The 14460-nt window shown below is 70.7% G+C and carries 15 protein-coding genes and 2 pseudogenes; 13 read left to right on the top strand and 4 right to left on the bottom strand.

Annotated features, from left to right (window positions below):
• Nucleotides 1-29: 29 nt before the first annotated feature.
• From ACTWQJ_RS29995 to ACTWQJ_RS29985, 3 genes are all read right to left on the bottom strand, one after another.
• Nucleotides 30-812: an SDR family NAD(P)-dependent oxidoreductase gene (locus tag ACTWQJ_RS29995; RefSeq protein WP_443309660.1), complete on the bottom strand. Its 783-nt coding sequence runs from the start codon at nucleotides 810-812 to the stop codon at nucleotides 30-32.
• A gap of 167 nt (nucleotides 813-979) precedes the next feature.
• Nucleotides 980-2269: a cation:proton antiporter domain-containing protein gene (locus ACTWQJ_RS29990; protein ID WP_443309659.1), complete on the bottom strand. Its 1290-nt coding sequence runs from the start codon at nucleotides 2267-2269 to the stop codon at nucleotides 980-982.
• Nucleotides 2270-2272: 3 nt separating this feature from the next.
• Complete coding sequence (locus ACTWQJ_RS29985) at nucleotides 2273-2812, bottom strand: cupin domain-containing protein (protein WP_443309658.1); 540 nt, start codon at nucleotides 2810-2812, stop codon at nucleotides 2273-2275.
• 236 nt (nucleotides 2813-3048) lie between these two features.
• Here ACTWQJ_RS29985 and ACTWQJ_RS29980 point away from each other — a divergent pair, with 236 nt between their 5' ends.
• The 6 genes and pseudogenes from ACTWQJ_RS29980 (at nucleotide 3049) to ACTWQJ_RS29955 (ending at nucleotide 8369) form a co-directional block, all read left to right on the top strand.
• Nucleotides 3049-4638, top strand: coding sequence for an acyl-CoA carboxylase subunit beta (locus ACTWQJ_RS29980; protein WP_443309662.1), 1590 nt, complete (start codon nucleotides 3049-3051; stop codon nucleotides 4636-4638).
• A 31-nt stretch (nucleotides 4639-4669) separates the two neighbouring features.
• Nucleotides 4670-5113: a cupin domain-containing protein gene (locus ACTWQJ_RS29975; RefSeq protein ID WP_443309657.1), complete on the top strand. Its 444-nt coding sequence runs from the start codon at nucleotides 4670-4672 to the stop codon at nucleotides 5111-5113.
• Nucleotides 5110-6384: pseudogene (locus ACTWQJ_RS29970) on the top strand (beta-ketoacyl-[acyl-carrier-protein] synthase family protein). The gene ACTWQJ_RS29975 and the pseudogene ACTWQJ_RS29970 overlap by 4 nt, the downstream one beginning before the upstream one ends.
• Nucleotides 6385-6388: 4 nt before the next feature.
• Nucleotides 6389-7609 carry a ketosynthase chain-length factor gene (locus tag ACTWQJ_RS29965; RefSeq protein WP_443309656.1) on the top strand — a complete coding sequence of 407 codons (1221 nt, stop codon included), beginning with the start codon at nucleotides 6389-6391 and terminating at the stop codon, nucleotides 7607-7609.
• A 40-nt stretch (nucleotides 7610-7649) separates the two neighbouring features.
• Nucleotides 7650-7820, top strand: a pseudogene (locus tag ACTWQJ_RS29960) (acyl carrier protein); the annotation flags it as partial.
• A gap of 87 nt (nucleotides 7821-7907) precedes the next feature.
• Entirely contained in the window at nucleotides 7908-8369 is a 462-nt protein-coding gene (locus ACTWQJ_RS29955; RefSeq protein ID WP_443309661.1) for an SRPBCC family protein, read from the top strand.
• A gap of 52 nt (nucleotides 8370-8421) precedes the next feature.
• Here ACTWQJ_RS29955 and ACTWQJ_RS29950 read toward each other — a convergent pair whose 3' ends face one another.
• The gene (locus ACTWQJ_RS29950; protein WP_443309655.1) at nucleotides 8422-9936 is read right to left on the bottom strand and encodes an FAD-binding oxidoreductase; all 1515 of its coding nucleotides are present in this window, start codon (nucleotides 9934-9936) and stop codon (nucleotides 8422-8424) included.
• Nucleotides 9937-10173: 237 nt separating this feature from the next.
• Between ACTWQJ_RS29950 and ACTWQJ_RS29945 the strand changes: the two genes are divergently transcribed.
• From ACTWQJ_RS29945 to ACTWQJ_RS29915, 7 genes are all read left to right on the top strand, one after another.
• Nucleotides 10174-10494 carry a TcmI family type II polyketide cyclase gene (locus ACTWQJ_RS29945; protein ID WP_129800979.1) on the top strand — a complete coding sequence of 107 codons (321 nt, stop codon included), beginning with the start codon at nucleotides 10174-10176 and terminating at the stop codon, nucleotides 10492-10494.
• Nucleotides 10482-10679, top strand: a complete 198-nt coding sequence (locus tag ACTWQJ_RS29940) for an acyl-CoA carboxylase epsilon subunit (protein WP_443309654.1) — start codon at nucleotides 10482-10484, stop codon at nucleotides 10677-10679. The genes ACTWQJ_RS29945 and ACTWQJ_RS29940 overlap by 13 nt, the downstream gene beginning before the upstream one ends.
• On the top strand, nucleotides 10676-11035 hold the full coding sequence (locus tag ACTWQJ_RS29935; RefSeq protein WP_443309653.1) for an antibiotic biosynthesis monooxygenase family protein: 360 nt from the start codon (nucleotides 10676-10678) through the stop codon (nucleotides 11033-11035). Before ACTWQJ_RS29940 ends, ACTWQJ_RS29935 begins: the two co-directional genes overlap by 4 nt.
• A complete protein-coding gene (locus ACTWQJ_RS29930) occupies nucleotides 11032-11367 on the top strand; it encodes an antibiotic biosynthesis monooxygenase family protein (RefSeq protein ID WP_385266184.1) in 336 nt (111 codons plus the stop codon). The genes ACTWQJ_RS29935 and ACTWQJ_RS29930 overlap by 4 nt, the downstream gene beginning before the upstream one ends.
• A 10-nt stretch (nucleotides 11368-11377) precedes the next feature.
• Nucleotides 11378-12559: an FAD-dependent monooxygenase gene (locus tag ACTWQJ_RS29925; protein ID WP_443309652.1), complete on the top strand. Its 1182-nt coding sequence runs from the start codon at nucleotides 11378-11380 to the stop codon at nucleotides 12557-12559.
• A 21-nt stretch (nucleotides 12560-12580) separates the two neighbouring features.
• Nucleotides 12581-13036 carry an anthrone oxygenase family protein gene (locus ACTWQJ_RS29920; RefSeq protein ID WP_443309651.1) on the top strand — a complete coding sequence of 152 codons (456 nt, stop codon included), beginning with the start codon at nucleotides 12581-12583 and terminating at the stop codon, nucleotides 13034-13036.
• Between the two features lie 36 nt (nucleotides 13037-13072).
• The coding region (locus ACTWQJ_RS29915; protein ID WP_443309650.1) for an acetyl-CoA carboxylase biotin carboxylase subunit at nucleotides 13073-14460 on the top strand (1388 nt) is incomplete at its 3' end.

Here is a 14460-nt window from a genome sequence, read left to right as displayed (position 1 = left end):
GCCGGGGCCCGGTCATGTGGAGCGCCGGATCACACCCGGTACATACGGCGCACCATCGCCTGCAGCACAGGCCGCGGCAGGGCGCCGAGGAAGAACGGCTGCGGCCGGTTCATCGCGCCGGGCGTGACGAAGGCCTTGCCCTTGGCGACGGCCCGCAGCGACGGCTCCACGATCTGCTCGGGAGTCATCCAGGCCAGCTTGGGAAGCCCGGCGGTGTCGATGCCTGCGGCCTCGTGGAACTCCGTGCGCACCAGACCCGTTCGTACGGTGGTGACGTGCACGCCGCTGCTGCGCGCCTCCAGGTGCAGGCTCTCGCTGAAGGAGCCGAGGAACGCCTTGGACGCCCCGTAGACCGCGGACTTCGGCATCGGCAGCGCCGCGACGATGGACGAGACGTTGAGGATTCCGCCGTGCCGGCGTTCGCTCATCCGTCCCAGGGCCGCGTGGGTGAGGACCACCGGAGCCAGCAGGTTGACCCGGATCTGGTGGGTCTCGCGCTCCCTCGGCAGATCCCGGAAGTAGCCGGTGGATCCGTAGCCGGCACAGTTGACCAGCAGGTCGACCGCCCGGCCCGGTTCGCTCACCCGCCCGGCCGCGACCTCCAGGTCGCTCTCGTCGCCCAGATCGAGCGCGAGCACCTCGGTCGACACCCCGTACTGCTCGGAGAGTCTGGAGGCGAGCTGCTTGAGCCTGGTCTCACGCCGGGCGACGAGCGTCAGATCGGCGCCGCGGCGGGCCAGTTGCTCGGCGAACTCGGCGCCGATGCCGCTCGACGCACCGGTGATGAAGGCGCTTTTGTACGGGTAGGACATCGTCGGTCTCCCTCGAGCCGGACAGGTACGGGACGGGGCGGCGGCAGGGCCGGGGCGGGGAACGGGCCGGCCGCCTCCCGGGGACAGGGGCGGACTCGAGCCGGCCGCGGAGCCGCGGGTACGGTCGTGGACACCGGTCCCCGGGTCCCGGCGAGCCGGTGGTCGTCTCACTTGGCCTGTGGAACCGCCGCTTCCGTGAGCGGCAGTTCGGTGTCGCCACGCGCATAGGACTGGCGGGGCACGAGCGGGCCGGCCAGGGCCGTGGTCACCAGCGCCATCAGCACCATCATCGTGAACATTCGGTTGTCCAGGACGCCCATGCTCACCCCGGCGTTCAGGATGATGAGCTCGGTGAGCCCCCGGGTGTTCATCAGCACTGCGACGACCGAGGACTCGCGCCAGGTCATGCCCGTCATCCGGGCCGCGGCTATCGCCCCCGACATCTTCCCGAAGCAGGCGACCAGCACGATGGCGACCAGTTCCAGGAGCCCGGCCCCGCCCAGCTGCGTGACGTCGACCGAGAGTCCGGTGGTGATGAAGAAGATGGGCATGAGCAGCGTCGTGATGTGCTCGAACGGCACGCACACCGAGGACTTGAGCCGCTTGAGCGAGTCGCGCGGCATGATCAGACCGAAGGTGAAGGCACCGAAGATCGCGTCCAGTCCGATCCGGTGCGTGACGTAGGCGGAGAGGAAGACGCCGGCCGCGAGGATCGGAAGCAGCCGCGGTGAGACGACATCGTTCTTCGTCATCCCGTCGATCAGCCTGCGCAGCAGTGGGCGTACGACGACGAAGAGCACCAGGGCGTACAGCGCCGTGCCGCCGACGACCGTGATCACCTGGCCGGAGCCGGTGGAGACCGCCACCACCGACACCGCCGCGAGCATGCACCAGGCGAGTGCGTCGCCCACGGCGGCGCTCGCCAGGGCAACGATGCCCACGCGCGTGTGCTGGAGGCGGTGCTCCAGGATGATCCGGGCGAGCACCGGGAACGCCGTGATGGCCATCGCCGTGCCGACGAACAGGACGAAGGGCAGCTTCCCCACGTGGTGCCCGCCGACGGTGTCGTGCTCGGCGTGGATCCAGGCGGCCAGCGCCGCACCGGTGACGAACGGCACCGCGATCGCCGCCAGGGAGATGCTGAGCACCGCCTTCTTACGGGCGCTCACCTGCCTCAGATCGATTTCCCACCCGATCAGGAACATGAAGAGCAGGATGCCCACCTGCGCTATCCCGGCCAGCCCGGAACGCGTCTCCGCCGGGAACAGCACGTCGGGCAGGTCGCCCGGAAGAAGGCCGAGCAGGCTGGGACCCAGCAGAATCCCCGCGAGGATCTCGGCGATCACCGGTGGCTGCCTCAAGCGCCGCAGCAGGGGGACGAGCACCGACCCCGCCGTCAGGATGACGGCGACGCCCGCCACGGTCCCGGCGAGGATGTCGGCCGAGTTCCCAGCCATGGCCTAGCCCCGTTCCGCGGGCGCGCCGCCCGGAGCGCCACCCACAGGTCCACCCGGCCGGCCGCCGCCCGCCGCGAGCGGACCGCGCTTGGGACGGAACCCGACGATGTGGTGCTTGGTGGCGAGGGCCTGCATCTTCTCCCAGTCCGGCGGGCCCTGACCGTCGATCAGCCGGCCCAGTTCCTCGAACCAGTTCTCGACGCCACCCGGGGTGGCGATGCACAGCATCTTGCTCGGCCTGTGCCAGGTGTTGACGAAGGCGTGCCCCACCCCGCGGGGCCCGTACACCAGGCTGCCGGCCGGCGCCTTGTGCTTTTCTCCGTCGAGCTCGATCTCGTATTCCCCGTCGATGACGTAGAAGGACTCGTCGACGTCCTCGTGAATGTGCAACGGCGGTCCGCCCCCGGGCGGGGTCGTCACCTCGAAGAAGGAATACAGGCCACCGGTATCCTCGCCACGGAGCAGCCAACGCCCCGTCTCACCAGCCCATTTGATGGGCTTGACGCCGTCCAGGTGGACTACGCGTCCGCGCGTCGCAGTCATTGTCCGTCCTTTCCTTCCGGTCATTCGGCTGCCACGAGTATCGGCGGCCCCGATAAAGCGCCGAATAAGCGGCAACGAAGCCCCTCGGCTTTGCGGCGGACTAATAGGAACTTTTTTTCGCCGCAGCAGACTCCGACGGGTGCCGGTCGATCGGGCCGGCCATGTGAAGCGCGTCTGCTGGAGGGAGCGTGAGTGGCGTGTCGGACGATCAACGGCATGGCACTGCTGTGACGGAGGTGCGGGAGAAGGAACTCGATGCCCCGGCCGGACTGCCCGCCGAGGGGCTCTCGGACCGGACCACCGAACTCGCCGTCATCAAGCAGCGCGTGGTGGAGGGCCTGAACGAGGAGTCGGCCCAGCGGCAGCACCGGCTGGGCAAGTTGACGGCGCGGGAGCGGATCGAGCGGCTGCTCGACCCGGGTTCCTTCACCGAGCTGGAGATGCTGCGCCGGCATCGGGCCACCGACTTCGGGATGGACGCCAAACGCCCCTACACGGACGGTGTGCTGACCGGCTGGGGCACGGTCGACGGCCGCAAGGTCTTCGTGTACGCGCACGACTTCGGGATCTTCGGTGGCTCACTCGGCGAGGCCCACGCCGCGAAGATCCACAAGGTGATGGATCTGGCGCAGAGTGCGGGCGCTCCGTTGATCGGGCTCAACGACGGTGCCGGCGCCCGCATCCAGGAGGGCGTGATGGCCCTCGCGGGGTACGGCGGCATCTTCCGCCGCAATGTCGCGGCGTCGGGGGTGATCCCGCAGATCAGCGTGATGCTCGGACCGTGCGCCGGCGGCGCGGCCTACTCACCGGCACTCACCGACTTCGTGCTGATGGTGCGCAAGACGGCGAGCATGTATGTCACCGGGCCCGATGTGATCAAGGCGGTCACCGGGGAGGAGATCGGCCTGGAGGGACTCGGCGGCGCCGACGTGCACGCCGAGTCCGGGCAGGCGACGTTCGTCCACGACGACGAGGACGACGCATTCGAGACGCTGCGCTGGCTGCTGTCGTATCTGCCCTCGAACAACCGGGAGTTCCCGCCCGCGGAAGCCCCGGCCGACCCGGTCGACCGCTCCTGTGACCGGCTGCTCGACATCGTCCCCAACTCCCCCAACCAGCCCTACGACGTACGTCAGGTGATCGAGGAGATCGTCGACCACGGCGACTTCCTGGAGTTGCAGCAGGCCTGGGCCGGGAACGTCGTCATCGGTCTCGCGCGGATCGGCGGCGAGGTCGTCGGCATGGTGGCCAACCAGCCCATGGTCCTCGCCGGCGTCCTGGACATCGAGGCCTCGCAGAAGGCGGCCCGGTTCATCAGGTTCTGCGACTCCTTCAACATCCCGCTGGTGACGCTGGTGGACGTCCCGGGCTTCCTGCCGGGTGTCGACCAGGAACGCAACGGCATCATCCGCAACGGGGCCAAGCTCCTGTACGCGTACTGCGAGGCAACGGTGCCCCGCATCCAGGTGCTGATGCGCAAGGCGTACGGAGGGGCCTACATCGTCATGGACTCCCGGTCCATCGGCACCGACCTCTCCCTCGCCTGGCCCTCCAACGAGGTGGCCGTGATGGGCGCCGAGGCGGCGACCAACGTGATCCACCGACGGGCCATCCAGAACGCCGACGACGAGCAGGACACCCGGCGTCGGCTGATCGAGGAGTACCAGCGCACCCTGATGCACCCGTACTACGGAGCGGAGCGCGGCCTCGTCGACGACGTCATCGACCCGCGCGAGACCAGGTCGGCCATCCACACCGGACTGCAGATGCTCCGCTCCAAGCGGGTCACCCTTCCCGAGCGCAAGCACGGCAACTCGCCGCTGTGACCGCACCCGACACCCTGAGGAGTCACGTCTCATGAGCAACGAGAGCACGGACAGCGCGCGGAAGAGCTTCCGCAAGGTCGCCTTCGGCGAGGTGCCCGTGAACCGGCACCGGGGCGGCACGCTGCGCACCCTGCTCGGACCCGCGAACGTGGGCGCCACCAGCGGGTTCATGGGCCACGCCCGGCTCGAGCCCGGCGAGTACATCAGCGAGCACTACCACCCCTACTCGGAGGAGTTCGTCCTGCTGCTGTCCGGACGGATCGTCATGCGGCTCAACGGCGAGGACATCGAGCTGGGCCCCCAGGAGGGCATCCTTGTCCCGATCGGGGTCCGGCACCGGCTGGAGAACAAGGGCACCGAGGCCGCGGAGCTCGTCTACCACCTGGGCCCGCTGGCCCCGCGTCCCGACCTCGGGCACGTGGACACCGAGGACCTGCCCTTCCCCGAGCTGGCCCCCGCGGGAGAGCCGCGATGAGCGACTGGGGAGCCGTCGTCACCGGGGTGGGCGTGGTGGCCCCGGGCGCCGTCGGCCGGGCGGCCTACTGGGATCTGCTGACCGCCGGCCGGACCGCGACGCGCGGGATCACACTGTTCGACGCCGCCGGCTTCCAGTCCCGGATCGCGGCGGAGGTCGACTTCGACGCCGCCGCGGCGGGGCTGACGCCGCACGAGGTGGAACGCATGGACCGCAGCGCACAGTTCGCCGTGGTCGCCGCCCGTGAGGCCCTCGCGGACGCCGGTCTGGAGCCCGGGCAGGCCGACCCGGAGCGGGTGGGCGTCAGCATCGGCAGCGCGGTCGGCTGCACCACTCGGCTCGAGGACGAGTACGTGGTGGTCAGCGACTCGGGCAAGAACTGGGAGGTCTCGCCCGAGTTCGCCACCGACCACCTCTACCGGGCGCTGATCCCGAGCACCCTCGCGGTGGAGGTGGCATGGACGGCCGGCGCGGAGGGGCCGACGACGGTGGTCTCCACCGGCTGCACCTCCGGGCTCGATGCGGTCGGCCACGGGGTGCAGCTCATCTAGGAGGGCGCCGCCGACGTCGTGATCGCCGGGGCGACCGACGCCCCGATCTCCCCGATCACGGTGGCCTGTTTCGACGCCATCGGCGCCACCTCGCGCAACAACGAGGACGCCGCGCACTCCTCACGCCCCTTCGACCGGGACCGGGACGGCTTCGTGCTCGGCGAGGGCTCCGCGGTGCTGGTCCTGGAGAGCCGGGAGCACGCGGCCCGCCGGGGCGCGCACGGCTACGCGGAGATCATCGGGTTCGCGCAGCGCAGCAACGCCTACCACATGACCGGGCTCAAGCCGGACGGGCTCGACATGGCCGAGGCGATCGAGATCGCCATGCGCCGGGCCGGCATCACGCCCGACATGATCAGTTACGTCAACGCCCACGGCTCCGGCACGGCGCAGAACGACCGTCATGAGACGGCGGCGGTGAAGAAGGCCCTGGGCGAGGCGGCCTACCGGGTTCCCGTCAGTTCCATCAAGTCGATGATCGGTCACTCGCTCGGCGCCATCGGCGCCCTGGAGGTCGCTGCCTGCGCGCTGGCGATCGAGACCGACACGGTCCCGCCCACGGCCAACCTGCAGCACCAGGACCCGGCTCTGGACCTCGACTACGTGCCGCTGGCCGCGCGCAAGAACGTCAACGACATCGTGCTGAGCGTGGGCAGCGGTTTCGGCGGCTTCCAGTCGGCGATGCTGCTGGCCCGGCCCGGCCTGGCAAGCAGGAAGTGACGGAATGACCAAGAACCGTCGCACCGTGTTCAGTGGTGTGTCAGCGATCGCCCCGAACGGCTCCACCACCAAGGAGTTCTGGGACGCGACCCTCAACGGTGTCAGCGGCATCGGGCCGATCAGTACCTTCGACGCCTCCGGATATCCGGTCCATCTGGCCGGCCAGGTCGCCGACTTCGCGCCGCGCGACAGCATCGACGGCCGGCTCATGGTGCAGACCGACCGGTGGACGCAGCTCGGCCTGGTCGCCGCGGCACGCGCGCTCGAGGACGCGGAGATCGATCCGGCGGCCCTCGACGAGTACGACATGTCGGTGATCACGGCGACCTCGTCGGGCGGAAACGAGTTCGGCCAGCGCGAGATCCAGAAACTGTGGGACAAGGGCGCGCGCTATGTCGGGCCGTACCAGTCCATCGCCTGGTTCTACGCGGCGACCACCGGCCAGATCTCCATCCGGCACGGCATGAAGGGCGCCTGCGGGGTGCTGGTGGGCGAGCAGGCCGGCGGTCTCGACGCGCTGGGCCAGGCCCGTCGGGCGCTGGTCGGTGACGCGACGACGGTGGTCAGCGGCGGCACGGACGCCCCGCTCGGCCCCTACGCGCTGGCCTGTCACGCCACGTCCCGGCTGCTGACGGAAAGGCGGGACCCGGTCGGGGCCTACCGGCCCTTCGACGCGGGGGCGGACGGATACGTCGCGGGCGAGGGCGGGGCGATCTTCATCCTCGAGGCCGAGGACACCGTGGGCGCCCGAGACGCCGGTCCGGGCTACGGAGTGCTCGCCGGCTACGCCGCCACCTTCGACCCGCGTCCCGGTTCGGGCCGCGAGCCCGGACTGCGGCGGGCGATCGTGCGAGCGCTGGCCGATGCCCGGGTCGACCCGTCCGAGGTCGACGTGGTCTTCGCCGACGGGCTCGGGGTGCCCGAGGCCGACCGGGCCGAGGCCGAGGCGATCAGCGCGGTCTTCGGTGCCCGCGGGGTGCCGGTGACGGTGCCCAAGTGCCTCGTGGGACGCCTGCATGCGGGCGGGGCACCGCTGGACGTGGCGATGGCGCTGCTGTCCATCCGGGACTCCGTCATCCCCGGCACCCCGAGCCTGGGCGAGCTCGCCCCCGGCATCGGCCTGGACGTCGTACGCGAGACGCGTCAGGCGACCGTGCGCACCGCGCTGGTGCTGGCGCGCGGCTTCGAGGGCTTCAACGCGGCCGTCGTCATCCGGTCCGTGTAGGACCTCCGACTCACGAACTCACAGAAAGGCACACCCCACCGTGACCGTCACCGTGATCTCCCTTGACGAGTACGCCGAACTGATCAACCGTGCCTCGGGTGCGGGCCTCACCGCCGACCAACTCCTCGACGAGACGGTGTCCTTCGACTCCCTCGGCGTCGACTCGCTCGGCGTGCTCGGCGTCGTCTCCGAGCTGGAGCAGCGCTACGGCCTGGAGCCGGACAGCGGCGCCGACCACAGCAAGAGCGCCACCGCGCTGCTGTTCGCCCTGAACCGGCGGCTGGTCGACGCCGGCCTGCTGACGGCGGGCCACACCGAGCAGAGCATCGTCATCGACGCCCCCTACGACGAGGTGTGGCGGCAGACGAACGACGTCGCCGCCTGGCCCGAGCTGTTCAGCGAATATGCGAAGGCCGAGATCCTGCAGTCCGCCGAGAACTCCGTGACCTTCCGGCTCAGCATGCACCCCGACGAGAACGGGACGGTGTGGAGCTGGGTGTCGGAGCGGACCCTGGACCCGGAGACGGGCACGGTGCGCGCTCGCCGGGTCGAGACCGGCCCGTTCGAGTTCATGGACATCGTCTGGACGTACCGCAAGGTCGAGGGGGGTGTCGAGATGCGCTGGGTCCAGGACTTCGCCATGAAGCCGCAGGCGCCGGTCGACACCGAGACCATGACGGCCCGCATCAGCACCAACTCCTCGTTGCAACTGGCGCTGATCCGCCGCCGGGTGGAGGAGCGCGCCCGCCTCGCCGCGTGACACACACAGGAGAAGCGGCCCCCCGGCTCCGGGGGGGGCCGCTTGTCCTGGCTCAGCCGATGCTCTGCGGGAAGCGGAACAGCCGGTACGGGTCGTACCTGCGCTTGACCTCGACGAGGCGGGCGTAGTTCTCCGCGTAGTACGCGGAGCGCCAGTTCTCCAGCCGCGGGTCGATGAAGTTCTGGTACGTCTCGCCGTTGGCGTGCGGGTCCAGGACGCCGAAACCGGTGTCCGCCCACTGCCGGGCGGCGGCCCGCGCCGATTCGTCCACGGGGCCCGCGGCGATCACGCCCAGGCAGCTGACGTTGAACAGGGTGTCGCGGTGGACATAGGCGGTGTCGGTGCGGCCCGGGTCGTTGGCGGCCCCGCCCAGGGCGCCCACCTGGAGGAGATGTCGCTGTCCCGGCACCCGGACCTGGTCGAACAGTCCGACCACGTCCTCCCACATGGTGCGGGCCGGCGGCCCGTCGAAGAGCCGGCTGCGCTCCGTGGCGAAGGCGGCCCGGGGCAGCCGCGCCTCGGGGCCGGAGCCGGTCCGGTGGCACTGTGGCACGGAGTAGTCGCCGCAGCCGTACTGCTCCATCATCGCGGTGACGTAGGGCTTGGTGGTGGTCTGCTGCCGGACGGGGGCCCGGCCGACCGCGGAGACCAGCCGTGCCGCCTCCGCGGCCAGCACCTCCGGTCCACCCATCGAGCCCAACAGGACGGACACCAATGGGGTGTTGCCCGGCGCCGCGTCGGGCAGGGCCACGACCGCAGAGCCGCCGACCGTGCGGGGGGCGTCCACGATCCAGCGCGCCCAGGCGTCGAGCACGTCGACGGCGGCGTCGTAGCTCCACTCCAGGGTGGCGCGCGAGAGCTCGGTGACGGGCAGGGGGTCGAGTTCGTACGACGTCACGATGCCGAAGTTGCCACCGCCGCCTCCGCGGATCGCCCAGTACAGGTCGGCGTGGCGGTCGGGCGAGACCCGGACGTGCCGTCCGCTGGCGAGCACCACCCGGGCGGCCCGTACGGTGTCGCTGGCAATGCCGGCGTAACGGGTGAGCAGTCCGGTGCCCCCGCCCTGCAGGAAACCGCCGAGGGCCACGGTGGGGCAGAACCCGCCGGGTACGGCAAGGCCGTGCGGGGCGAGCGCGTTCGTCGCGTCGACGAGCTGGGTGCCGGCGCCCAGCGTCGCGCGGTCCGGGCCGATGCTCACCCCTGCGAGAGCGGACACGTCGATGACGAGGCCGGTGGTGGTGGAGTATCCGGCGGCGCTGTGACCGCCGCTGCGGGCGGCGAGCGTGATGTCCTCGTCCTGGGCGAAGGCCAGGCACAGCGCCACGTCGGCGGGGCTCGCGCAGTAGGCGACGGCCTGCGGGTGGATGCTGTCGAACTCGGCGGTGCTGAGCTGCTTGGCCAGCGGATAGGCGCTGTCCCCCGGGAGCACCAGACGGCCCTTCAGGTGGGCCCGCAGCCGGTCCCAGTCCGCCGTGCCCCGCGGCCCGGCCGAGGGCGGTGCGGCCCCGAGGGAAAGGGTCATCGCCCCCGCCCCGGCCGCCCCGAGCAGTGCTCTTCGAGTGATCATGCCGTGCCTTCCTGGTCATGGTGAGGCTCGTGACAGGTCGAATCGCATGAGAGGGCTGCCGCTGGCGGGGGATCACAGCGGCAGCCCATGGCCACGATAGCCCAAAAATGTTAGCCAGCAACCTAATTGGTTGATCCGCCGGGCCGTTTGTCGCCCCCTCACAACGGCTTTATCCGTGACATCGAGGATGTCGCCAGGCGGTCGGGGACCGATCGGCCACCGGGAAAAGGAGTGCTCATGCAGTACACGCTCATCGTCGCGCGCATGGCCCCCGAGGACAGCGGGGTCGTCTCTGACATCTGGGCCGAGTCGGACGCCACCGAACTCCCCCACCTCGTGGGGGTGAAGCACCGCAGGCTCTTCCAGTTCCACGGCCTCTACTTCCAGTTGATCGGATCCGAGGGCGACATCGGCGGCCGGATCGAGGAGGTGCGCGGCCACCACCTCTTCCAGGACGTCAACGAGAAGCTGAAGCCGCACATCGCCGCCTACGACCCGGTCACCTGGCGCGGTCCGGCCGACGCGATGGCCAAGGAGTTCTACTCGTGGAACGCGTGACCGCGGCCCCGGACGTGCTGCAGATCGTGCGGGGTACACCCGACGCGCACGAGACGGCAGCGGTGGTGGCCCTGCTCGTCGCCCGGCTCGGCGGCCCGTCCACCGAGCCGCCTGCGGTCCGGCCCGAGCGACCCGTCTGGCAGCCCTTCACCGGGCACCGCACCGGCGGTTGGGGGCGGCCGTGATCCGCACCGCACTGGACATGCGCGTCCGCGAAGGATGCACCAATGCCTTCGAGCGGACCTGGCGGGACGCCGCCGAGGTGGCGAGCCGCTACCCCGGCTCCATCGGCCAGACGATGCTGCGCGGCGCCGAGGACCCCCTGCGCTACACCATCACCGCGGACTGGGAGACGGCCGAGCACCTCGCGCGCTACCAGCACAGCGAGGACCGGCAGGCGCTGTCCGCCGCGCTGGATCAGCTCCGGGACTCGGCGACGAAGACCCTTTTCGAGGTGGTGGCCCACATCGCCTCGCCCTCACCGAGCGAGACCGCACCGAGCGAGACCTCACCGACCGAGAAAGGAACGGCTCCGCGATGAGCATCCGCGTCATCATGACCGCGACCATCAGGCCGGAGGACTTCGAGGCCTTCGAGAAGGCGTACATCGAGGTCACCGGCAAGGTCCGGGGAACGCCCGGCCATCTGCGGGACGAACTGGTGCGGGACACCTCCGACCCCACGAAGTACGCGCTGATCGCCGAGTGGGAGTCGGAGGAGCTGTTCCGGACGTGGGCGGACGACCCCGAGCACATGCGGCAGTCGGCCGCCATGTTCCCGTACTGGGCCGACTCCTTCCGGCGCTCGATCCACGAGGTGCGCGCCACGCTCGAGTCGTACCGCACCCCGGGCGACCTGCCCGCGGCCGGCTGAGGGGATCGCCATGTCCGTGCAGAAGGCACTGGTGATCGGCGCCGGTATCGGCGGCCTCACCACGGCGATCGGTCTGCGGCAGGCCGGCGTCGATGTCAAGGTGTTCGAGCGCAGGACCGAACCGAGCCGGCTGCTCACCGGCGGCGGTTTCATGCTGTGGCACAACGCGTTCGTGGCCCTGCGGAAGCTGTCGCTCGACGACCAGGTCGCCAAGGTCAGTTCGGAGATACTCGTCCACGAGTTCCGCTCCGACAGCGGCCGCACCCTGGCCCGCTGGCAGATCGGGCCCGAGGCGCAGCGCATCGGCGCGCCCGCCGTGGCGCTGCGCCGCTCCGACCTCAACTCCCTCCTCCTGGAGGAGGCGGGTGACTCGGTCGTGATGGGCGCCCAGTGCGTCGGGTTCGAGCAGGACGCCGAGGGGGTGACCGCCCGGTTCGCGGATGGATCCGTGGAGCGTGCCGACGTACTGATCGGCGCCGACGGCATGCGGTCGGCCGTACGCAGCACACTGCGGCACGGCCACGACCTGCCGCCCCGCTACGCCGGCTACACGGCGTGGCAGGCGATCGCCGAGCTCCCCGGCGAGGACGTCGTCCCCAGCGGCACCTTCTTCAACCTGTGGGGACGAGGCGGACTGCGCTTCCTCTACTGCCGGCTCAACGACCGCGAGGTCTACTGGGACGCGATCACATCCGACGAGACGAGCGCCGCCTTCGACATGTTCCGCAAGACCAAGCGGGACGTGATGTGCGAGTCGTACGCGCACTGGCCCGACCCCATTCCGCGGATCCTGGCGGCGACCCGCGAGGACGCGATCCTGCCCATCGACATCGCGGACCGTCCGCCGACGCGTGACGCGGCCTGGGGCCACGGACGGGTCGTGCTGGTCGGTGACGCGGCGCACGCCATGACCCTCAACCTCAGTCAGGGCGCCGGCCAGGCCATCGAGGACGGTGTCGTGCTGTCCGGGCTGCTGGCCCGCGAGCCGGATCTCGGGACCGCCATCGCACAGTACGAGAAGGTGCGCCGGGAGCGGGTGGAGGCGATGGTGCGCGGCGCGTACCGGATCGGCGAACTCGGCAAGTGGCGCGGCTCGTTGGTATGTGGGGCGCGCGATCTGTTCATGCGCGCGTTCTTCGGGACCTTCGCGAAGAAGGGGACCTACCGCCTGATGATGAACTTCGACTACTGACGACCGAGGAGCCGGTTACCCATGTTCGTCGACGCCCTGGCGGCCTTGCTCATCCTGCTCAGCGGTGCGCTGGCAGGCGTACTGGTCGCCGTCGAGATCGCGGTGGTCCCCATGCTCGCCGATCTGCCGGGTCGGCGGTACGTGCAGGTCCACCGGCTCCTGGACCCCCGTTTCGACCCGCTCATGCCCACCATCGACAAGATCGCGCTGGGTGTCGGTCTGCTGCTGATCGTCCTGGCACCCGGCGCGGACGCGAAGCTCGCCTTCGCCGTGGCGGAGGCGGGCCTCGTCGGTGTCGCGCTGGTGTCGGAACTGTCCAACGTCCGGATGAACCGGATCATCGACACCTGGGAGCCCGAGCGGCTGCCGGAAGCCTGGACCGAGACCCGCAGCCGGTGGGCTCGCGCCAACCGCCACCGCACCTGGATCGCCCTGGTCGGCTTCGCCGCGGCGATCGTCGGAATGAGCCTCGTCTGACGTGGCTCCACGACATCTGAGACGGGAGCACATCACATGGAGAAGGTACTGGTGGCCAACCGCGGCGAGATCGCGGTGCGCGTCATCCGGGCCTGCCGGGACGCGGGGCTGCGCTCCGTCGCTGTGTACGCGGACCAGGACCGGGACGCGCCGCACGCCCGGCTCGCCGACGAGGCGTACGGCCTGCACGGCAGCACGGCCGCGGACACCTATCTGGACGTCGGCAGGATCCTGGCCGTCGCCGCCGAGTGCGGCGCGGACGCGATCCACCCCGGCTACGGCTTCCTCTCCGAGGACGCCGGATTCGCCCGGGCCGTGCGCGCGGCGAACCTGACCTGGATCGGCCCGCCGCCGGAGGCGATCGAGCAGCTCGGCGACAAGGTGGCCGCCCGCGAGATCGCCCGCCGGGTCCGGGCCCCGCTCGCACCGGGCACCGACCGTCCCGTCGCCGGCCCGGACGAGGTCCTCGACTTCGCCCGCGAGCACGGACTGCCGCTGGCCATCAAGGCGGCCAACGGAGGCGGCGGCCGCGGGCTGAAGGTGGCCCGCACCCTGGAGGAGATCCCCCAGCTCCTGGAGTCCGCCGCCCGCGAGGCCGCCGCCGCCTTCGGCCGGGGCGACTGCTTCGTGGAGAAGTACCTGGACCGGGCACGGCACGTCGAGACGCAGTGCCTCGCGGACAGCCACGGCAACGTGGTGGTGGTCTCCACCCGTGACTGCTCCGTGCAGCGGCGCCACCAGAAACTGGTCGAGGAGGCGCCCGCGCCCTTCCTCACCCCCGAACAGGAGGAGACGCTGCGCGCCGCGTCGAAGGCGGTGCTCGCCGAGGCCGGTTATGTGGGTGCGGGTACCTGTGAGTTCCTGCTCGGGGAGGACGGCACCCTCTCGTTCCTGGAGGTCAACACCCGGCTGCAGGTGGAGCATCCGGTGACCGAGGAGATCACCGGGATCGACCTGGTCCAGGAGCAGTTCCGCATCGCCGCGGGCGAACCGCTCGGGTTCACCGACCCGGTGGACCGGCGAGGCCACTCGGTCGAGTTCCGGATCAACGGCGAGGACGTGGGGCGCGGCTTCCTGCCCACCCCGGGCACCGTCACCCGGTGGCGCACGCCGGCCGGCCCCGGTATCCGGGTGGACACCGGGATCGAGGAGGGCGCCGTCGTCGACGGGGCCTTCGACTCGATGCTCGCCAAGCTCATCGTCACCGGCGCCGACCGGGGGCAGGCGCTGGCGCGGGCGCGGCGGGCCCTGGGGGAGTTCGAGGTCGACGGGGTGCCGACGACCCTGCCCCTGTTCCGGGCGCTGCTGGACAGCCCGGAGTTCACCGCGAGCGACCCCGCCCTCGGCCTCGCCGTGCACACGCGGTGGCTGGAGTCGGAGGCGGCGCTGCGGATCGACCCTTGGGAGGGTGATCCTGCCGAGAT

The organism is Streptomyces sp. KR55 (assembly GCF_052245645.1).
Classification (GTDB): Bacteria; Actinomycetota; Actinomycetes; order Streptomycetales; family Streptomycetaceae; genus Streptomyces; species Streptomyces flavusporus.
This window is presented reverse-complemented; position numbering and strand designations above follow the sequence as displayed.